This window comes from Gelidibacter sp. (assembly GCF_039916245.1).
Taxonomy (GTDB): Bacteria; Bacteroidota; Bacteroidia; order Flavobacteriales; family Flavobacteriaceae; genus Gelidibacter.
Genome location: NZ_JBDSLS010000065.1, coordinates 1 through 20,510 on the forward strand (window position 1 = coordinate 1; position 20,510 = coordinate 20,510).

The window sequence follows — 20,510 nt, forward strand, 5'->3', positions numbered from 1 at the left end:
GGTTCGAACCCCTCATCGCCCACAAAAGTTCATACATTGTATGGACTTTTTTTATAAGTAGCCGGTCCATTAACTCAGCTGGTTCAGAGTGTCACGTCGACAACGTGGAAGTCACTGGTTCGAATCCAGTATGGACCACATCAAGCAGAATCCCAATGTTGAAGACATTGGGATTTTTGTTTCCGGAAAACCCAAGTCGCAGACTTGAAGGTTTGCAGGAAACAAAAATCCGTAGTGCGCTGCTAAGCGCGCGGGATTCTATTTGCAAAAGGGATCTTAATCTGGATCAACGCAGTTAATCCATTGCTTAAATTATAATTGAAATCAATTGTCAGACTTGAAGATTTGCAGAAAACAAAAATCCAAAGTGCTTTTTCAGCACTTTGGGATTCTATTTGCAGAAGCCATCTTGATCTGGAACAGCCCAGCTAATCCAAATAATGGAATTCCTGTAAAACTCAATGCCACGAGACTTGTAGGTTTGCAGGAAACAAAAATCGTAGTGCGCTGCTAAGCGCAAGGGATTCTATATGCAGAAGCCATCTTGATCTGGAACAGCGCAGCCAATTCAAATAATTGAACTTCAGTAAAACTCAATGCCACGAGACTTGAAGGTTTGCAGGAAACAAAAATCGCAGTGCGCTGCTAAGTGCACGGGATTCTATTTGCGGAAGCCATCTTGATCTGGAACAGCGCAGCCAATTCAAATAATTGAACTTCAGTAAAACTCAATGCCACGAGACTTGAAGGTTTGCAGGAAACAAAAATCGCAGTGCACTGCTCAGCGCACGGGATTTTATTTTCAGAAGCGGTCTTGATCTGGAACAACGTAGTTAATCCAAATAATTGAACTTCAGTAAAGCCCAAGCCGCGAGACTTGCCGGTTTGCAAGAAGCAATATACCTAAAAACCTCTCTCATTACATCCTAAAAAGATTTATCTTTATCATCTAAAAATTAGCGGAAAGCTTTTTATAAATTCTCACAGGTCTTGAAGGTTCCACTAAGATTTAATTTTTATCAAGCTGTTATATTTTTAAATGAGCGTCGGTTATAAAATATCGCTAGACACAAAAAGATATTAGGCATCCAAAAAACAGAATGAAAAACGAGCAAACGGCCATACGCACCACTTATTTCAGTATCATTGGAAATACTGTGTTAGCCATAATAAAAGGACTTGCGGGATTTTTTGGTAATTCTTACGCCCTAATTGCCGATGCCATTGAATCGACAACAGATATTTTTGCTTCACTATTAGTTTTAATAGGTTTTAAATATGCCAAACGGCCAGCGGATGACAACCATCCCTATGGACATGGGAAAATTGAACCGTTAATTACATTTGCTGTGGTTGCCTTTCTTGTTGTTTCTGCAACAATAATAGCCTATACAAGTATTCAAAACATTCAAACGCCTCATGAAACCCCAGAATCTTGGACTTTGATTGTGTTGGGGCTTATCATTGTTTGGAAAGAACTGTCATTTCAAATTGTTATTAAGAAAAGTAAACAAACAAAGAGCTCTTCACTTAAGGCTGATGCTTGGCATCATAGAAGTGATGCCATAACGTCGGTCATGGCTTTTATAGGAATTTCTATTGCCATCATATTTGGGAAAGGTTATGAAAACGCCGATGATTGGGCCGCTTTATTTGCTTCGGGCTTTATCTTATTTAATAGCTACTTAATTTTAAGACCAGCTTTAGGCGAGGTTATGGATGAACAGCTTTATGATGACCTAATCATGGAAATTAGGGAAAAATCCATCGAAGTACAGGGCGTTATGGGTACAGAAAAATGTTTTGTTCGAAAAGCGGGTATGAAATTTAATGTGGATTTGCACGCCATTGTGGATGGCGAAATTTCGGTAAAAGCCGGACACGATATTGCACATCAATTAAAAGATTATTTACGAAAACAAATACCGAGCTTAGGACACGTGCTCATTCATATTGAGCCAAACGAATAAGGGTTAAACCCAAAAACCTAAAAATGTAAATCGGATCAAATCCCTTAAATATACTCCCATGGCGAAACCCAAAGGTCAAAAAAACACCAAGAATAAGGCCAAGCACACGAAACTTCTTAATCGAAAAATAAATAAGAAAAAAGCTGAAAAGGAACTTCGGAAAGAACGGCTTAAAGCAATTGTTAAAAAAGCGAAAGAGCAGTGATGAGAAAAGGGGTAACGGCATCTTAGGAACGCATCTTCAAAAAATTTATAGATTTCAAATCTAGGTGCTGAAAAATTAATGGGAAAAATCAATAAAAGAACCAATAACCCTTTTTTAATCTGAGTTTTTCACATGCAAATTTACAGTTTGCCTGTGTTTGCCGGAATTCAATAAAGGGATACCATCAACGTAAATGAATTTAAATTCTGCGTCCATTCCTAAATGGGCTTTAAATTCGTTCACTAATTGTTTCTCTTTTGTAAAACCTCTAGGGCAGTTGATTTTAAATACATAAGATTTTTCGCCAACTTGTAGCAGTTGAAATTGTTCTATTTCCAAATAGTTCCAAATGGTGGTAGGAACGATGTATGTAGATGTTATTTCTCCAGAGGTATTAAATATAATGTCTGCCTTACGACCTTCAACAGTGGTGAGAAAAGTTTTTCCATCGCGCTTAACTTTAATACCCATATCTCCGGTATCGTACCTAATTATAGGCGTCGCGAAATTGTATAGATCTGTTAAAACAATACGGCCGAGGTAGCCATCTTCAATCGGTTCATCATGCTCTGGATGGAAAATTTCGACAAAATAACTAGCAGTATTTACTAGGAAGTCGTCACTATCAATTTCTTGTTGAGCGATAATACCATTTTCTAAATTGCTATACCTCGAAACAACTTGACATTTAAATAATTTTTGAAGTTTCCCACGCGTCACACTAGAAAGTCCTTCTGCCATAGTAATTACTCCTGAAAATTTACAGTGCAAATCATTTATATGATGCTTTTCGCAATATCTAATAATTTGCTCTAAGGCTGAAACATAACCTAAAACGGAATGGACTTCGTGTGATTTGTTTTTAAATTCCTTTATTAATTTTTTAATCTTTGCGTCCGTCAAATTCTTAACATCTATTGTCGAAATATTTTGCAATTTATATTGCAAAGAATGGTGCATCTTATCCTTAAGCCAGATCTTTAAGTAAACCAATTTATTTCCTAAATGATAGCCACCTTTATTTCCAAAATAGAGAGCGTCTGCATAATTTCGTGATTTTTTATTTTTATCCTGATAAATTGTAAAGGGGGTTCCCGTTGAACCGGATGTTGTCATTTTAATTAAGTCTCTTTCTCTAAAATTGATGGCTCTGAATTCTGTAAAATTTGATCTTATTATAGACTTATTAACTATAGGGAAGTGGTTCAGGTTTTCGAAATCATTAGCTCGATAATATGGGACATTTTTCTTAACATGTAAGAGTAAATGGTCCAAAGCTATTGAGGAAAGGTCTTTATTAGACTCAATATGATCTTTGATGTCAATATAATGCTCAGTTATTTTTGAACCATCGAGACGCTCTTTGATCTTAAAAGAAATTTTTGTAATGTTCATGATATTAATTTTGCCAGTTAATTGAATCCCTCTAAGCAGGAGATCTTTTTTAATTTACATAAAATACCAAAAATACATTTGGAACAATTAAATATCTTGTGTCAGAACCAAAGAAGACTCTTTGCGCCTAGACTGATCCTTATGTTAAGGTAATCTAAATTGTCACTTCAGCTGCAAATTGGTTACCTTACTTATATGACCTTCTTTTGTCCAAATTTACCATAGAAATTAATACCTTCACTTGCGTCTGAAACTATGAGATATTTATTTTAGGGCTGTTCGTTCTCGTTAGTGTGCTCTTTTTCTTTGAAGTCGTCCGCAGTTTTTAACGAGGAGTTTAACGGAAGCCTTATAGTGCTGGAACCAAAAAATGATTCTCTTAACGCGACTAGATGCTCAATCAAATTACCTTTATTATGGCCTAAACCGCATCACTCAGAAGCTTCCCTCTCCATTTTATATGATAAAGAAAATGTTCCATAGGAAGCCTTTAAGTGTTTTATAGGGGGTTTGTTATCACCTAAAGATATGGAATTTTATACAATGAAGAGGAAAAATCTTGCTGGAATTCTGTCAGATGAATAATCGCTCTGTTTTATGTAAATTTTGTAATTATCGATTCCATTACCGTTCAAATTTTCAACGCTAAGGCTTTAATTTTCTTTTGGAGTGAAAACTCAAAAGCTTTAGCATCTTTTGATATGGATTGGGATGGAAGGCGATGTCTTTTATTACAAAAGCTCTATAATCCGTTCCAAAGCCATCCCTCGAGAGCCTTTGATCAGCAAAAATGAATTCTTAACCGGATGGTTTTTAAGATTAAATTTTACATCGTCGAAAGTCTCAAACTTTTTGATTTTTTCGAGATTGACTTTCGTTTTGAAAAAATTCTTTCCAATCAGATAGACTTTTCCAAAGTCGTTTTTTTCAAGATAATCTACAATAAACTGATGTTCGCTTTCGGCTGTCTGGCCCAGTTCAAACATATCACCTAAAAAAATCGTTTTACGCTCTTGATGTAGTTGTTTGAAATTTTCTAGAGCGGCCAGCATACTCGTTGGATTGGCGTTATAGGCATCCATAATTATGGTATTGCTGCCTTTCTCTAAAATTTGTGATCGGTTATTGGTTGGAGTGTAATTTTCAATGGCACTTTTGATGTCTTTAGGATCCACTTTGAAATAAGAACCAATGGCAATAGCGACGGAAATGTTATTAAAGTTATAGTTGCCCGTAAGTTGACTTTTAATTACCGAGTCATTATAACGTAGCGTCACGTAGGGTTGCGTGTCGATAATTTCCAACATGGTATTGGCGGAAGTCAGCAATCCGAAGGTATAAACCTGATCGTAACCTTCGGTCCGTATAACTTGAAGGGGATCATTTTCATTAACAAAGATGGTTTTTTGATGTGTTTTCAAGTAATCATACAATTCTGATTTTGCTTTGATGACACCTTCTATACTGCCGAAACCTTCAAGATGCGCTTTGCCAAAATTGGTGATTAAGCCATAATCTGGCTGCGCAATCTTACATAACAATTCAATTTCTTTCGGATGATTGGCGCCCATTTCCACAATGCCAATTTCGGTGGTTTCGTTCATTTGTAGTAGGGTCAAAGGGACGCCTATATGATTATTTAAGTTGCCTTGGGTTGCCGTCGTTTTATGTTTTTTGGACAATACAGCATTAATTAATTCTTTGGTAGTGGTTTTTCCGTTACTTCCAGTAAGGGCAATAATAGGAGTGTTCAATTGGTTTCTATGAAAAGTGGCAAGCTCTTGTAAAGCTTCCAAAACGTTGTCAACTAATATATACCGGTCATCTGTGGCATACTGTTTTTCATCAACTACACAGTATTTCGCCCCAGAGGTTAAGGCGTTACTTGCAAATTGATTGCCGTTGAAATTTTCTCCTTTAAGTGCGAAAAAAAGACAGTCTTTTTCAATTTTTCTTGTGTCGGTGCAAACCACAGTGCATTTTTTAAAATGCTGGTAAAGTGTTTCTGTAATCATGAAATAAATGTAATAAAAAAGTCCTAACTCAGCGTTAGGACTTTTATGATTTTTAGTAATTTAAAAACTAGTGTCTTGTTTTATTTGAACTTTTTGATTTTGAACCTACTCTTGACATTGCGCATCGAAAACCAATATAGTCAGTGGCCATATCCTGTGGGAAGTAACGACGTTGTGCTGGATCAATCCAATAAACTCTGTCTTTCCAAGAACCACCTTTATAAACTCTTACGTTATCATTGATTAAAGAAGTTCTGTCATTCGATTTGTCATATAATTTAACAATTGCTCCAGTTGAATCGGTAGTTACTTGATGTTTTGGAGAATTGTACATCTGTCTGGTGCTAGAAACGTTAGTTTTGGCTTCCACGTCATCAAAATTATCACTGTAGTTACGTGATGATTTTCTGTCGCCATCTCTAAAGTTTCTGTTATCACTTGTGTCAAAGTTCGTTCTTAGGTAAGCATCATCAGCACTGATAGGCACTTGCAAAATAGTTCCTGGTAGATTTCTCGGAACAACTTTTCCGTTGCTTAAAGTATCATAAACAATATCTTCAGCAGTGACCACTTTTACGGTACCATCTTCGTTGATTGCGTTTTTAGTGTAAACGTTACCACGGAAGTAGTTGAAATCGTTAAACTCATCATCAACAATCGGTCTGTAAACATCGGCAACCCATTCGGCAACGTTTCCGGCCATGTCATAAATTCCAAAATCGTTGGGCAAATAGGATTTTACTTTATTTGTGATATCAGCGCCATCATCAGACCAACCTGAAATTCCGCCGTAATCACCTTTGCTTTGCTTGAAGTTTGCTAATTGATCACCTCTAGTCTGTCTTTTTCCAGAACGTGTGTATTGGCCACTCCAAGGGTATTTTTTTCTACCACGAATGGTGTTGTAGTTTCTTAATTCATTCAAGCCAAGGGCTGCATATTCCCATTCGGCTTCAGAAGGTAAACGGTATTCTGGAGATATAATTCCAGATTCTCTTTTTGCATAGACATTAATAGGATTGCCTTCAGCATCAGTTTGTCGTCTTTTTCTGCCACCCTCAAGGATTTCAGCGTTGCCACCGTAAGTTGAGCTAGGTGAATTGATATATGTATCTGTATTGAAATTAGCATCGGCATTCACATCTGTTATACGTGCATCTCGTTTTAAATAGCCACCTTTCTCCAAATACAATTCGTTAACTCTATCTGTTCTCCAGCTCGCAAAATCAACTGCTTGAATCCAACTTACACCAACCACAGGGTATTCACCATAACCTGGGTGACGCAAATAGTTTTCAGTCATCATTTCGCTATAACCAAGACGGTTTCTCCAAACTAAGGTGTCTGGTAAAGCACTTTGATAGATCAATTTGAAATTAGGATCATCTGGCGGATATACACGCTTGATCCAATCCAAATACTCTAAGTACATTTTGTTGGTAACCTCACTTTCATCCATATAAAAGGACTGAATGTGCTGTTGGCTCGGGGTGTTGTTCCAATCATGCATTGGGTCATCCTGCACTTTGCCCATGGTAAAGGTACCACCTTCAACAAAAACTAAACCCGGAGAGGTTTCTTGTTCTTTAAAACTGGTGTTGTATTGAAAGCCTCCATTCTTATCATTGATTTTCCATCCAGTAGCTCTGGATTGGTTTGATGAAGAAGACCTTTTACACCCAACCATTGCTAAAGAGAGCATTAGGGCAAATGCAATCCTTATATTAATGATGTCTTTCATAGCCATACTTTTTAAGTAAGTTGATTAAATTTAGTGACGCAATATAGTAATTAAAGAGAAACGAACAAGCGTTTTTTCCAAATAGATGCAAAAAATGTTGCATTTCATCCCTTTTTTTGGACATCACGTCGGATTTTTGGCGATTTCGTCGATGTATTTGATGTTTTAATAACGACGTAAGAAATTAAATATTGTTGTAGTTTTGGATAAAAACTAGAAATCTCATAATAACAACCATGAGCAACCGTTATTATTTCCATATATTTAGAGGGTTACGTTGCAGGCAAGGAATGAAATTGAGGTGTTTTTTTGATAAAGATCAATACAGGCTCATGAGAATAAAGTTACTATTATTTTTTGTTTTAATATCAGCGACAAGTCTTGGCCAAGAGAAGCGGTTTGACATTAAATGGAACGGAGCTATGGTGTTGGAAACAGGCTCCTCATCTATAACGGTGCCGTCTTTTGATAAAGACCATTTTAGTTTTGACATGCGCTCCGGACTAAAGTTTTTTGCCGAATGGGTTTCTGATGGAAATATCAATAAAAATTCGGTCATACTTTCTAACGTTTCCTATGCCGTAATTTCAGCCGATGAATTGAAATCCGTTCCTGAGGAAACCATTCCAACAACACCACAGTTGCTTTTTGAGAATACGATCGCTAGGGAAAAGACCAATGCCTACTTGGAATTGACTCCTATTATTAAGGAGAATGGAATTTACAAGAAAATCACTTCGTTTACGATCTTATATAATACTTTGGCCAATCGAAGTCCTAACAGTTATGCCAATCGAACCAACGCGATAAGTAATTCAGTGCTCAATTCAGGAACTTGGTACCGCTTTTATGTGGACAAATCAGGTGTCTTTAAATTGACCAAGAGTTTTTTGAATTCACTTGGTGTCAACACAAGTTCTGTAGATCCACGTACCATAAAAATTTATGGTAATGGCGGTGCAATGTTGCCACTGCCAAATTCAGAGCCTTATCCGATTGATCTTACTGAAAATGCCGTGACATTTATAGGCGAAGAAGACGGCGTTTTCAATAATGACGACTATATCTTATTCTATGCTGAAGGAACAACGGGGTTTAGTGAAGATAGTAACACGAATCTTAACGTGTTTACCGATAAGAGTTATTATTATGTCAATGTGAGTGGTGGCTTAGGTAAACGTATGCAAAAGCTGTCACAGCCTGCTGGGCCTGCAACGTATGTGGTCAATACCTTTCAGGATTATCAATTTCATGAAGTTGATAATGTCAATATTGTACGTTTGGGAAGACGATGGTTTGGCGAAAGGTTTGATATCGAAAATGAACAGAAGTTTGAATTTAAATTCCCAAATCTTATGACGACCGAACCAGCCCATTTTAAGGTTTATGCTGCATCAACCTCTGAAGGGCCTACAAACATGGAGGTTAAGGTCAATTCGAATGTAGTGACAAATTTTGGGTTCACGCCAATCAATTCATCTGTTTTGGCCAATGGAAGGTCTTTTAATGGTAATGTCATGTTAAGTTCGCCTGACGTTATTGTCAGTTTAAAATTTAATAATTCCGGAAACCCAAACTCTTATGGCTATTTGGATTATATCTCCATTGAGGCCACGCGAGGATTGGTTTTTGAAGGTAAACAACTTATTTTTAAAAACAATAAGGTGGCAAGCACTCCGGGTATTGTGGAGTATCGTATGACTAATGCCGCTTCAGTTTCAGAAATTTGGGATATTAGTAATAAATATGATGTGACCAGTGTGGAAAATCCCGATAGGAGTTCAACACTAAACTTTAAATCCGTTTCAGGAATTCCCAAAAAATACCTGGCAGTAACGCCCTCAGATTATTATGAGCCCAAAAGGGATAGTAAGACGAGTGTTAGTAATCAAAATATTAAAGGCACTATTTTTAAAGATGAACAAGGGCAGTTCAGGGATGTGGACTATATCATCATCTCACCAAATAATCTCCTTTCTCAAGCCGAACGCTTAGCACAAATCAATAGGGTTCAAAATAATCTCAATGTAAAAGTTGTGGCGCTCAATGAAATATACACGGAATTCAGTTCGGGCAATCAAGATGTAGCAGCCATCAGAAACTTAGTGCGCTATGTGTATCAGAATGCGAGTGCACCAGATAAAAGATTGAAATACTTGTGTCTTTTTGGCGATGCGTCCTTTGATTATAAGGATAGAATTCCCAACAACACCAATATTGTTCCTGCATGGCATGCCGTGGAAAGTTTTAGTTTGACCAATGCTTTCGTTTCTGACGATTTTTATGGGATGATGGATGAAAATGAGGGTGATATGGGAACTTCAAACAAATTAGATATTGCTGTAGGACGAATTTTGGTAGAGACCCCGCAACGCGCCAAAGAAATGGTGGATAAGATTGAGTTATATTATCAAGATGAATCCTATGGCAACTGGAGAAATAATATTGTCGTGATTTCCGATGATGTTGATCAGGATTGGGAGCGCATTTTACAGGAAACTACCGATGAGATTGGTCGTAACATTTCCGCGGAAAAACCATTTCTAAATGTGGTAAAAATTCATTCTGACGCCTTTCAACAGGAAGCTTCTGCAAGTGGCGAACGTTATCCATCTGTAAACAAAGCCATTAAAGACGCTGTGGAAGTTGGAGCCTTGGTGGTCAATTATTTTGGGCATGGTGGCGAGGATGGATTGGCATCTGAGCGAATTTTTGATAAGAATGATTCGCAGGACATAAGAAACACCTGCAAGTTCAATTGTTTTGTTACCGTTACTTGTGAATATACGCGATTTGATAACCCCTTTCGTCCCACTGCAGGAGAATATACCTATTGGAATCCACAAGGAGGAGCCATTGGATTGATCACTACCACGCGACAAATTAGCGTGACGGTCGGTGTGACATTTAATTTGAAATTGCAGAAGTATCTTTTTGGTTTTGATTCCAACGATTACCCAACCATGGCCGAAGCTTTGCGTCTCACAAAAACAGATCCCGCCATTACTGGAATTCCGCAACAACGTTTGGTGTCTTTTATAGGGGATCCTGCTATGAGATTAGCATTTCCAAAGCCTAATATTCAGCTTACAAAAATTAATGATGTTCCCTTAGGTCAAACTAATGACACTTTAAAAGCATTGAGTAAAGTTAAAATGTCGGGCGAAGTTTTGGATCCTTCCGGAAATGTAATGAAGGGTTACAACGGTGTGCTTACGGCAACTATTTTCGATAAAAATATTGCACGCCAAACCTTGGGAAATAATGGAACGCGGCAAAATGGAGAATTAATCAAAATGGATTTCACCACCTTGGGGGAGAAAATATTTATAGGTCAGGCCAGCGTTAAAAATGGTGTTTTTGATTTTGAATTTGTCGTTCCAAGAGATATTGGTGTGCCAGTAGGGAAAGGCAAAGTAAGTTTTTATGCAAAATCAGAAACGCCTTTGCAAGATCAGGCGGGTGCAAACTTTGATGTATTGGTCGGTGGGATCAATAAAAACGCGCAAACGGATATTACTGGTCCTGTGGTGAAATTGTACATGAATGATGTGAATTTTGTGTCTGGTGGCATTACCAATGAAGCGCCCACATTGTTAGCAAAATTGGAAGACGAAAATGGTATCAATACCGCCAGTGGAATCGGGCATGATATTGTGGCCATCATTGATGGAGACGAAACCAATCCGTTTGTACTGAATGATTATTATAAAGCGCAAGTGGATGATTATACTAAAGGAGAGGTGACTTATCCGTTTCGGGATTTAGAACCTGGTCTTCATACTTTAACACTTAAAGCCTGGGATGTTTATAATAACTCGGGAGTTTCTGAAATTCAGTTTGTTGTGCATGATAAAGATGATGAATTGAAGATTGAAAACGTTTTAAATTACCCTAATCCGTTCATTAATTACACAGAATTTTGGTTCAACCACAATAGTTCGCAACCTTTAGACGTTTCTATACAGATATTCACCATTTCCGGTAAGTTGGTAAAGACCATAAATAGCCAAACAAATGCAGGTGGTTGTTGTAACGAAGGAGCTTCGGCACTGTCGAGAGATATTGTTTGGGATGGTCGCGATGATTTTGGAGATAAAATTGGAAAAGGGATTTACGTCTATAAGCTTAAAGTAAGATCCAATCAACTGAACAAGCAGGTTGAAAAGATTCAAAAACTTGTAATACTTTAATATTAATTTATATTTGTTAAATACTTGGGCATCAAAGCTTCCAATAAAATACTCACTGACCTTATGAAAAAATACGTCTTAGCCGTTATCACCTTAACCATTTATAGTTTTTCTTCTGCACAGGAAACGATAATATTTGATAATCAGTCGACAGTAATTACTACTGGCGTTCCATTTTTATTAATTGCCTCAGATGCTCGTGCCGCAGGGATGGGAGATATGGGCGTGGCAACTTCTGTGGATGCTTTTTCCCAACAATGGAATGCATCCAAGTATGCTTTTTCTGAATCGAAATCAGGAATAGCGGTAAGCTATACGCCTTATCTAAGCAAATTGGTTAATGATATTTTCTTAGGAAACGTTACTTATTTTAACAGAATCAATGAAAGAAGTGCCTTTGCAGCAAGTTTTAAATACTTCAGTTTAGGACAAATAGAATTGGTGCAGGATGAATTTTCAGAAGCGCTTATTGCGCAACCCAATGAGATGACCATTGATGCTTCGTATTCTTTACGCTTGGCTAATCAATTCTCAATGGCGGTGGGTTTGCGTTATTTGCGATCGGATTTAAAAATTCAAGCCTTGGATAATTCAGCAGAAGCTGCAAGTTCAGTAGCTGTTGATATTTCTGGGTTTTACCAAAGCGAAGAAGAAGCTTATGATAGTTTTAACGGAAGAACCCGTTTAGGTTTTGCCATTCAAAATTTAGGTCCGAAGATTAAATATAATGATGCCGGAAAAGAAAACTTTTTGCCAACCAATTTAAGACTTGGCGGAGGTTTTGATTTTATTTTTGATGAATACAACACCTTGGCTTTAACCGCTGAGGTCACAAAACTATTGGTTCCAACACCACCTCTTTATGGTTTTGTTGATTTAAATGGTGATGGTAAACAAGCTACCGATGGAAGTGAGCCAACTATTATTGCTAAAGGGAAATCTCCAGATGTGAACTTTCTAAAGGGAATTTTCCAATCTTTTGGCGATGCTCCGGGAGGTTTCAATGAAGAGATGAAAGAATTCACTTGGGCATTGGGCGCCGAGTATAGATATCAAGATGCATTTGCTTTTAGAACCGGTTATTTTAATGAAAGTGATGAAAAAGGTGGGCGTAAATTTTTTGCTTTAGGTGCCGGCTTTAAGTATACCTCCATGAATATTGACATGTCTTATTTGTTTTCAGCTTCAAAGGTTCAAAGTCCGTTGGAAGGGACTTTACGTTTTTCTCTGACTTTCAATTTTGGAGGTGGCGAATACAGAGAGTATTAGAAAACAGTTAAATTAAATTCCAAAAAACTATTGTTATTTAAAGCAATAGTTTTTTTGTTTGAAAATGAATCGTATTTTTAAAAATAGATAAACAATATATGAAGGAACTTAAAATTGAAACCATACTTAACGTCTATGATACATTAGATGAACTTCCTAAAGATGTCATTGCGCTCATGGCAAAAGCATCTGAAGCTAGAGATAAATCCTATTCTCCCTATTCAAATTTCAGTGTAGGGACAGCAATTCTTCTTGAAAACAACGAAGTTGTCACAGGAAGTAATCAGGAAAACGCCTCCTATCCATCAGGTCTTTGCGCTGAACGCACCGCCATTTTTTATGCAGGAGCGCAATTTCCCAATGTTAAAATCATCCGTATGGCGATTATAGCAGGATCAAAATTGAAAACGACTGATCAACCCATTCCACCTTGTGGCGCCTGTCGCCAATCCATTGCAGAATATGAAGTAAAGCAAGATTCGCCTATTGAAATTTATTATATGGGAGAGGTGGGAAAAGTAGTCCGATCGCATTCTTTGGCCAATTTACTGCCCTTGGTGTTTGATAATAGCGTTCTATAACGATTTCGTAGAAATTTTACGATTTTCAGTTTTTTCATTACTCCTTAATGTGTTACTTTTGTTATCCGTTTAGTGAAGCACAGTTTAAGGGTTTGAAAAACGAATCAAAAACTGAAAGCTGAACTAATCCCGCGTTGCGGGATCTTCAGTTCTCTAAACAGAACTAATTAAGTATTTAATTTTTTAGAAATTATTTCGGATGCAAAAGATTACAAAAGAGGTTTACCTCAAATGGTATGAAGACATGTTGTTCTGGAGAAAGTTTGAAGACAAACTTGCTGCAGTCTATATTCAACAAAAAGTAAGAGGATTTCTTCACTTGTATAATGGGCAGGAGGCTATTTTAGCTGGTGCTTTGCACGCCATGGACCTGACAAAGGATAAAATGATTACGGCTTATCGTAACCACGTTCAACCTATTGGTATGGGAGAAGATCCACGACGTGTTATGGCAGAATTATATGGTAAAGCTACAGGGACTTCTCAAGGTCTTGGAGGCTCCATGCATATTTTCTCAAAGGAACACCGTTTCTATGGTGGTCATGGTATTGTTGGAGGTCAAATTCCGTTAGGTGCTGGGATTGCTTTTGGAGATAAATATCATGGTATTGATGCCGTGACTTTATGTTGTTTTGGTGATGGTGCAGCGCGTCAAGGTTCTTTGCATGAGGCTTTTAATTTAGCGATGTTATGGAAGTTACCAGTCGTGTTTGTTTGTGAAAATAACGGTTATGCTATGGGAACGTCTGTAGCGCGTACGGCCAACCATACAGATATTTGGAAACTTGGTTTAGGTTATGAAATGCCTTGTGGACCTGTTGACGGAATGAATCCAGTAAAAGTGGCGGAGGCTTTTGACGAAGCGATCAAACGTGCAAGACGTGGCGATGGTCCTACATTTTTGGAGTTGAAAACTTACCGATATAGAGGACACTCGATGAGTGACGCTCAACATTACAGAACTAAAGAAGAGGTTGCTGAGTATCAGAAAATAGATCCAATCACGCAAGTGAAAGATATCATCCTTGAGGAGAAGTATGCGACTGAAGACGATCTGAAAGTAATTGATCAACGTGTTAAGGATCTCGTTGCAGAATGTGAGAAATTCGCTGATGAGTCTCCATATCCAGACAAAAGCGTCATGTACGATGCCGTTTATGAGCAGGAAGATTATCCATTTATACAACACAAAATATAAGCTATGGCAGAAGTAATAAATATGCCGCGTTTGAGTGATACCATGGAAGAAGGAACTGTGGCAGCGTGGTTAAAAAAAGTAGGAGATAAGATACAAGAAGGCGATATTTTGGCTGAAATCGAAACCGATAAAGCGACGATGGAGTTTGAATCTTTTCATGAAGGTACATTGCTGTATATTGGAATCCAAGAAGGTGAAACCACTAAGGTTGACGAGTTATTGGCCATTATTGGAGAAGAAGGCGAAGATATTTCCGATTTAATCGCAGGTGGTTCATCTGATAAAAAAGAAGAAAAGTCTGAGGCTAAGGCTTCCGAAGAGATGTCGTCAAACGATGCTGAGGAAACTTCAGGAAATGATGATTTGCCAGAAGGTGTTATCGTTGTAACTATGCCGCGTTTGAGTGACACGATGGAAGAAGGTACTGTGGCAACATGGCTCAAAAAAGTAGGAGATAACGTTGAAGAAGGCGATATCCTTGCAGAAATTGAAACCGACAAAGCTACCATGGAATTCGAATCATTCCAATCAGGGACTTTGCTGTTTATAGGATTAGATGAAGGCGAAAGTGCCAAAGTCGATTCGTTATTGGCAATTATAGGCCCAAAAGGAACCGATGTTTCTGGTATAGCCAAAAATTTCAAGACTGGTGGTTCTGATAAAAAAGCAGCTGCGCCCCAAAAAGAAGCCACGAAACCACTTGTAAAAGAAGCTTCAAGTTCAGTTTCAACTTCGACTTCAAGTTCAAGTTCAAGTTCTGATTCTAGCCGTGTCTTCGTTTCGCCATTGGCTAAAAAAATAGCCGAAGAAAAGGGAATCAACTTAGCACAAGTTAAAGGTTCTGGTGAAAACGGACGTATCATTAAACGCGATATTGAAAATTATACTCCTGAAGTAATTGCCGCTCCAACAGCAGTTGGACAGGTTGCAACATCAGGAAAAGAGGATTTTGAGGAAAAGCCAAACTCGCAAATGCGTAAAGTGATTGCAAAACGTTTAGCGGAATCTAAATTTACAGCGCCGCATTATTATTTGAACGTCGAGTTTGATATGGATAATGCTATTGCTTTTAGAGAGCAAGTCAACGCAATTCCAGATACAAAAATATCATTTAATGATATGGTTGTTAAAGCCTGTGCCTTGGCATTGAAACAACATCCACAAGTCAATTCACAATGGTTTGCGGATAAGATGCGCTTAAACCATCATGTTCATGTCGGTGTAGCAGTTGCTGTTGAGGATGGCTTGGTAGTTCCGGTAGTTAAATTTGCAAATGAATTGAGTTTGTCTCAAATTGGAGCAGCAGTTAAAGATTTTGCAGGACGTTCAAGAAGCAAAAAACTAACGCCTCAAGAAATGGAAGGCAGTACGTTTACCGTTTCTAATTTAGGAATGTTTGGTATCGAAAGTTTTACCTCGATCATCAATCAACCGAATTCAGCAATTTTATCTGTTGGTGCGATAGTTGAAAAACCAGTAGTTAAAAATGGACAAATTGTGGTTGGCCAAACTATGAAACTTTCTTTGGCATGTGACCATAGAACGGTTGATGGTGCTACAGGCGCACAATTCCTTCAAACCTTAAAAGGATATATTGAAAATCCGGTGTCGATGTTAATATAATTGTAAAGTGATTGATTTTGTCAGAATGAGCGTCTATCTTGCTTCATTCAAGAGTTATCAAACACTATATAAAATGAATTAATAACTATATTAAAATCCTGTTTCAGCATAATGAAGCAGGATTTTTTTTATGACACAACTGAATAAGAAGGGATATGAAAAACATTCTATTAATCGGTACCGTTCTCATTATGGTTTCCTGTAAAACCAAGATACGGGAGTCTTCTGAAAACGATGGAAACGATCTTACTTTGATGGAGCAACCATCAGACATTGAGACCTTGAATTTTGTAACCCCTGATGAACTTAAAGAAACGGTATATTATCTCGCTTCCGATGAATTGGAAGGTCGTGCAACGGGATCAGAAGGCATAGAAAAAGCTGCAGTTTATATTGAGAATAAGCTCAAATCCTATAAGGTTCAACCTTATTTTGATACTTACCGCGATTACTACAAAGCTAATGGCTTGGACGCATCGAATGTTGTGGGATACATCGAAGGCAATGATCCAGTTTTGAAAAATGAATTCATCATTCTCGGTGCCCATTACGATCATATCGGCATTGTGAAAGCAGTTGTTGGCGACTCTATTGCCAACGGAGCCAATGATGATGCCTCGGGTGTTGCGGCGGTTTTAGCAATGGCACGCTATTTTGCGACCAAGAAGAACATTAAGCGCAGTATTCTTTTTACACTTTATTCTGGTGAAGAAATTGGTTTATTAGGATCTAAGCATTTAGCAGAACGCTTAAAAGAGCAGCACATCAATCTTTACGCCATGATCAATTTTGAAATGATTGGTGTGCCTATGGTGGATAAAAATTATGAGGCTTATTTTACAGGCCATGATCTTTCTAATATGGCCACAAAAATGAATGACTATGTGGGATATACTCTTTTGGATGAATTACCAAAGGCAAAAGAATTTCAGTTGTTTTACCGATCTGATAATTATCCGTTTTACAAAGCTTTTAATAAACCGAGTCATGCCATTTCAACCTTTGATTTTACTAATTTTGATCACTACCATGAAGTAGGTGATGAAGCCGGATTAATGGATTATGAGTTTATGGCCGATTTGGTCAATAAATTAATTCCAGCATTTGAAACCATGAGCAATTCAACAACCCAAGAAATTAAAATGAATGAGTAAACATATTATAATAACAGGTACCAGCAGAGGAATAGGCTATGAATTGGTCAAATTATTTGCGAAGCAAGGCCATCAGGTTTTGGCACTGTCTCGAAATGATCGCCCTATAAAGGCTTTAAAATTGAAGAATGTAACGGCATTCTGTTTTGATTTGGGCGATATGGAGGCCTATCAAAAAGTGGAAGCATTTATTTTAGAAGAGTGGAAGCATGTCGACGTGTTGATCAACAACGCAGGACTAGTGCTTAATAAACCTTTTGCAAAAACGACAATCAGTGACTTTGAAGAAGTCTATCGTACTAATGTGTATGGCGTTGCCGAGTTGACGCGAGTTTTGATTCCGTATATGGCAAAAAACAGTCATGTGGTGACCATAAGTTCCATGGGCGGTGTTCAAGGAAGTATGAAGTTCCCAGGACTTGCTGCCTACAGTTCCAGTAAAGCTGCTGTGATTACTTTAACAGAATTACTTGCTGAAGAATATAAGGATTCCGGGATTGCGTTTAATGTGTTGGCCCTTGGCGCTGTTCAAACCGAAATGTTAGAAGAAGCTTTTCCAGGTTATAAAGCACCTTTAAAACCAGCAGAAATGGCCGATTATATTGTCGATTTTTCATTGAAAGGGCAAAAGTTTTATAACGGAAAATTGCTTCAAGTTTCCAATTCAACTCCATAATTATGTCTAAGTATAAGTGCGTCATTTTTGATTGTGATGGCGTTTTAGTAGATAGTGAACCCATCGCAAACCGAGTTTTGGTAGATATGGCTAACGAATTGGGAGCTAATATCGATCTGGATTATGCCTTAAAAAACTTTAAAGGCACTTCCATGCAGCGCTGTCAGGAACAAATTGCAGAATTGGTGCCTCAAAGGTTGCCAGAGGATTTTCTTCCAAGGTTTAGAGAACGAAGCTTTGAATCGTTTCGACAAAATATTCAACCTGTAGATGGAATTGCTGAAGTTTTGGAAAATTTGGACATTCCATTTTGTGTGGCATCAAGCGGTCCTGAAAATAAAATTCGGCTCAATTTAGAATTAACCGGTTTATTACCTCATTTTGAGGATAAAATTTTCAGTTGTTTTACCGTTAGAAAATGGAAGCCTGATCCTGCGGTTTTTCTTTGGGCTGCGGAAACCATGGGATTTAAACCCAAAGAATGTATTGTGATTGAAGACAGCATTAGTGGCGTCAATGCTGCTAAAAATGGCGGTTTCGATGTTTTTGGATTTGCTGCACATGACTATAACAACGAACTTGAAGGCCATGCGACTTTGACCTTTAGCGATATGTCAGAGGTTTTGGAGTTAATTGGCTAAAAAGTTAGAAATATTTTTAAAACCCCCGATTATAGAGCTTTTCTAAAAAGCTGTTGTGTTCTTGGCCATTTTTAAGTTACATTAGAAATCTTCGTTCAATAAATTTGCGGGCTTCAAAAGTGTGCTGGTTAAAATGTAAAACTACTATAGTTTTTGAGGTGCTTTTAGATATTGATGTAGAAACAATATGCGAAATCACTGAAACCAATTATAAAAAAGTTGCCCTTAAATTAAATTAAAATATTGAAGTGGATGTAATTCAATCAATTAAAGCTTAAATTAGAGTTGTTATTTGATATTTAATAAAAGTGAAAAGCTCTTGATAAATCGTAACGATTTTTGAAATCGCTTAAAGAACGAATAGACTAAATAGAGTTGGAAAGTAATTTCAAACACCATTTATTTTATTTGTACGCTTAGTTAGTATTATAAAATCATCTGCATATGATTTACGGCATACTCTATCCACTGTCCCTATTACCATTGAAAGTATTGTATTTGCTTTCAGATTTTGTCTATTTCAATCTATATTATGTTTTTAAATACCGTAGAACGATCGTTTCTAAGCATATTATGAAATCATTTGGCGGCTTAAATGCAAATGAAAGAACGCAAATAGAAAAGGATTTTTACAGGAGTTTTTGCGACCATTTTATAGAAACCTTAAAGTTGCTTTCCATAAGCAAGGAGGACATGCACAAGCGCATCACTGTAGACTATTCAGAAATAGAAAAAACCGTATCCGAAAACAAAAACTGTCATGTTTATTTAGGACATCAATTTAACTGGGAATGGGCAAATGCGCATATATCAAGCAGCTTGAATCACAATATTATTGTGGCCTACAAACCAATATCAAGCCCACAGTTTGACAAATTGATGCTGAGGATACGCGGTCGTTTTGGTTCAAAATTAGTCTCTTCAAAAAACATGAAAAAAGAAATTGAAAAATTGGGTAGCCAACCGCATGTGTTAATTTTGGTTGCGGATCAAAATCCCAATATTCCCATGAAAAGCTTTTGGACCACATTTTTATCCCAAAAAACTGCTTTTCAAAACGGTCCTGAGATTTATACAGCCTCAAATAGAACAAGATCCTTTTTCGCAAACATTGTTAGAGAAAAAAGAGGATATTATAAAATGGAAGTGTCTCGACTTTTTGATTTTTCTGAACCTTATAAGACGGGTTTGATAACACAGCTTTATGCCATAAAATTGGAGGAATCCATAATTGATAATCCGGAAAATTACCTATGGAGTCATCGACGATGGAAACACGAGTATAAAGACGAATATATTAAAAGGTCTGTTGAGAGTTTGTAGTGTTGCCAGGAGCTTAAAAATTAATATGGTCTCCTTGTTATTAGAAACTATTTAAAACAATCAACCCATATCTATTTGATAGAAAAAGCTACACTATTGAAATTTCTAATAAAAACTCGGATGTCAACCTATATTCCACGGTTCAAAGAGCGTGACGTGTTTATATAAGTATTAAAAATAGAGGTTGAGGTAAAACAAAATTTACACTGCAAAAGCACCTCTTAAATTTTTGTAAGCGCTGTTCCTTTGTGTGCCGCAATATGATCGGTTTTATCACTTTTAATTTCATATTGTGGCTCATCTTTGTTGGCGTGATGTGTGTAGCCTTTAAAATCGAAATCAGAATGGTGCACTTTGATGATTTTACCCGATACATGTCCGGCTTCTGAATTCCATGTGACATGATCGCCTACTTTAAATGTGGTCATAATAGTGAAGTTTTAATTCTGTCCTCAGAAGGTAGTGATTTAAAACTCAACTCAATTTTTTTTGTGAGGAATCAAAGGTTATCTAGATAATGGATTTT

The 20,510-nt window shown here is 37.3% G+C and carries 16 protein-coding genes and 1 tRNA gene; 13 read left to right on the forward strand and 4 right to left on the reverse strand.

Annotated elements, in window-relative coordinates; translation table 11 throughout:
• Nucleotides 1-63: 63 nt before the first annotated feature.
• The 4 genes from ABIQ28_RS03300 (at nt 64) to ABIQ28_RS03315 (ending at nt 2,175) form a co-directional block, all read left to right on the forward strand.
• Nucleotides 64-138 (forward strand) — tRNA-Val (locus ABIQ28_RS03300).
• Between the two features lie 199 nt (nt 139-337).
• A complete protein-coding gene (locus ABIQ28_RS03305; protein ID WP_348035328.1) occupies nt 338-514 on the forward strand; it encodes a hypothetical protein in 177 nt (58 codons plus the stop codon).
• 586 nt (nt 515-1,100) lie between these two features.
• Entirely contained in the window at nt 1,101-1,970 is an 870-nt protein-coding gene (locus ABIQ28_RS03310; RefSeq protein ID WP_348035329.1) for a cation diffusion facilitator family transporter, read from the forward strand.
• Nucleotides 1,971-2,028: 58 nt separating this feature from the next.
• Nucleotides 2,029-2,175 carry a hypothetical protein gene (locus ABIQ28_RS03315; RefSeq protein ID WP_348035330.1) on the forward strand — a complete coding sequence of 49 codons (147 nt, stop codon included), beginning with the start codon at nt 2,029-2,031 and terminating at the stop codon, nt 2,173-2,175.
• 114 nt (nt 2,176-2,289) lie between these two features.
• Here ABIQ28_RS03315 and ABIQ28_RS03320 read toward each other — a convergent pair whose 3' ends face one another.
• The 3 genes from ABIQ28_RS03320 to gldJ form a co-directional block, all read right to left on the reverse strand.
• Nucleotides 2,290-3,570: a CoF synthetase gene (locus tag ABIQ28_RS03320; protein WP_348035331.1), complete on the reverse strand. Its 1,281-nt coding sequence runs from the start codon at nt 3,568-3,570 to the stop codon at nt 2,290-2,292.
• Between the two features lie 731 nt (nt 3,571-4,301).
• On the reverse strand, nt 4,302-5,585 hold the full coding sequence (murF, locus tag ABIQ28_RS03325) for a UDP-N-acetylmuramoyl-tripeptide--D-alanyl-D-alanine ligase (RefSeq protein WP_348035332.1): 1,284 nt from the start codon (nt 5,583-5,585) through the stop codon (nt 4,302-4,304).
• A 67-nt stretch (nt 5,586-5,652) separates the two neighbouring features.
• Nucleotides 5,653-7,332, reverse strand: a complete 1,680-nt coding sequence (gldJ, locus tag ABIQ28_RS03330; protein WP_348035333.1) for a gliding motility lipoprotein GldJ — start codon at nt 7,330-7,332, stop codon at nt 5,653-5,655.
• A 326-nt stretch (nt 7,333-7,658) separates the two neighbouring features.
• On the opposite strand from gldJ, the gene porU reads away from it, so the two are divergent.
• From porU to ABIQ28_RS03375, 9 genes are all read left to right on the forward strand, one after another.
• Nucleotides 7,659-11,519, forward strand: a complete 3,861-nt coding sequence (gene porU / locus ABIQ28_RS03335; protein ID WP_348035334.1) for a type IX secretion system sortase PorU — start codon at nt 7,659-7,661, stop codon at nt 11,517-11,519.
• Between the two features lie 63 nt (nt 11,520-11,582).
• Nucleotides 11,583-12,788 carry a type IX secretion system outer membrane channel protein PorV gene (gene porV / locus ABIQ28_RS03340; RefSeq protein WP_348035335.1) on the forward strand — a complete coding sequence of 402 codons (1,206 nt, stop codon included), beginning with the start codon at nt 11,583-11,585 and terminating at the stop codon, nt 12,786-12,788.
• Nucleotides 12,789-12,886: 98 nt separating this feature from the next.
• Nucleotides 12,887-13,369 carry a cytidine deaminase gene (cdd, locus tag ABIQ28_RS03345; RefSeq protein WP_348035336.1) on the forward strand — a complete coding sequence of 161 codons (483 nt, stop codon included), beginning with the start codon at nt 12,887-12,889 and terminating at the stop codon, nt 13,367-13,369.
• A 199-nt stretch (nt 13,370-13,568) separates the two neighbouring features.
• A complete protein-coding gene (gene pdhA, locus ABIQ28_RS03350; protein ID WP_348035337.1) occupies nt 13,569-14,567 on the forward strand; it encodes a pyruvate dehydrogenase (acetyl-transferring) E1 component subunit alpha in 999 nt (332 codons plus the stop codon).
• Between the two features lie 3 nt (nt 14,568-14,570).
• On the forward strand, nt 14,571-16,190 hold the full coding sequence (locus ABIQ28_RS03355) for a pyruvate dehydrogenase complex dihydrolipoamide acetyltransferase (RefSeq protein WP_348035338.1): 1,620 nt from the start codon (nt 14,571-14,573) through the stop codon (nt 16,188-16,190).
• Between the two features lie 155 nt (nt 16,191-16,345).
• The gene (locus ABIQ28_RS03360; protein WP_348035339.1) at nt 16,346-17,344 is read left to right on the forward strand and encodes a M20/M25/M40 family metallo-hydrolase; all 999 of its coding nucleotides are present in this window, start codon (nt 16,346-16,348) and stop codon (nt 17,342-17,344) included.
• Nucleotides 17,337-18,020, forward strand: coding sequence for an SDR family oxidoreductase (locus ABIQ28_RS03365; protein WP_348035340.1), 684 nt, complete (start codon nt 17,337-17,339; stop codon nt 18,018-18,020). The genes ABIQ28_RS03360 and ABIQ28_RS03365 overlap by 8 nt, the downstream gene beginning before the upstream one ends.
• A gap of 2 nt (nt 18,021-18,022) precedes the next feature.
• Complete coding sequence (locus ABIQ28_RS03370; RefSeq protein ID WP_348035341.1) at nt 18,023-18,661, forward strand: HAD family hydrolase; 639 nt, start codon at nt 18,023-18,025, stop codon at nt 18,659-18,661.
• Nucleotides 18,662-19,105: 444 nt separating this feature from the next.
• Nucleotides 19,106-19,984, forward strand: coding sequence for a lysophospholipid acyltransferase family protein (locus ABIQ28_RS03375; protein ID WP_348035342.1), 879 nt, complete (start codon nt 19,106-19,108; stop codon nt 19,982-19,984).
• A gap of 221 nt (nt 19,985-20,205) precedes the next feature.
• On the opposite strand, the gene ABIQ28_RS03380 is transcribed toward ABIQ28_RS03375, so the two are convergent.
• A complete protein-coding gene (locus tag ABIQ28_RS03380; RefSeq protein WP_348035343.1) occupies nt 20,206-20,412 on the reverse strand; it encodes a DUF2945 domain-containing protein in 207 nt (68 codons plus the stop codon).
• Between the last annotated feature and the right edge of the window lie 98 nt (nt 20,413-20,510).

Excerpts from the sequence above, each read along its gene's own strand:
- ABIQ28_RS03355 (WP_348035338.1), top strand. The coding sequence starts at position 14,571 with ATGGCAGAAGTAATAAATATGCCGCGTTTGAGTGATACCATGGAAGAA.
- ABIQ28_RS03310 (WP_348035329.1), top strand. The coding sequence starts at position 1,101 with ATGAAAAACGAGCAAACGGCCATACGCACCACTTATTTCAGTATCATT.
- gldJ (WP_348035333.1), bottom strand. The coding sequence starts at position 7,332 with ATGGCTATGAAAGACATCATTAATATAAGGATTGCATTTGCCCTAATG.
- ABIQ28_RS03315 (WP_348035330.1), top strand. The coding sequence starts at position 2,029 with ATGGCGAAACCCAAAGGTCAAAAAAACACCAAGAATAAGGCCAAGCAC.
- ABIQ28_RS03320 (WP_348035331.1), bottom strand. The coding sequence starts at position 3,570 with ATGAACATTACAAAAATTTCTTTTAAGATCAAAGAGCGTCTCGATGGT.
- porU (WP_348035334.1), top strand. The coding sequence starts at position 7,659 with ATGAGAATAAAGTTACTATTATTTTTTGTTTTAATATCAGCGACAAGT.
- ABIQ28_RS03365 (WP_348035340.1), top strand. The coding sequence starts at position 17,337 with ATGAGTAAACATATTATAATAACAGGTACCAGCAGAGGAATAGGCTAT.
- porV (WP_348035335.1), top strand. The coding sequence starts at position 11,583 with ATGAAAAAATACGTCTTAGCCGTTATCACCTTAACCATTTATAGTTTT.
- cdd (WP_348035336.1), top strand. The coding sequence starts at position 12,887 with ATGAAGGAACTTAAAATTGAAACCATACTTAACGTCTATGATACATTA.
- pdhA (WP_348035337.1), top strand. The coding sequence starts at position 13,569 with ATGCAAAAGATTACAAAAGAGGTTTACCTCAAATGGTATGAAGACATG.
- ABIQ28_RS03380 (WP_348035343.1), bottom strand. The coding sequence starts at position 20,412 with ATGACCACATTTAAAGTAGGCGATCATGTCACATGGAATTCAGAAGCC.
- ABIQ28_RS03370 (WP_348035341.1), top strand. The coding sequence starts at position 18,023 with ATGTCTAAGTATAAGTGCGTCATTTTTGATTGTGATGGCGTTTTAGTA.
- ABIQ28_RS03375 (WP_348035342.1), top strand. The coding sequence starts at position 19,106 with ATGATTTACGGCATACTCTATCCACTGTCCCTATTACCATTGAAAGTA.
- ABIQ28_RS03360 (WP_348035339.1), top strand. The coding sequence starts at position 16,346 with ATGAAAAACATTCTATTAATCGGTACCGTTCTCATTATGGTTTCCTGT.
- murF (WP_348035332.1), bottom strand. The coding sequence starts at position 5,585 with ATGATTACAGAAACACTTTACCAGCATTTTAAAAAATGCACTGTGGTT.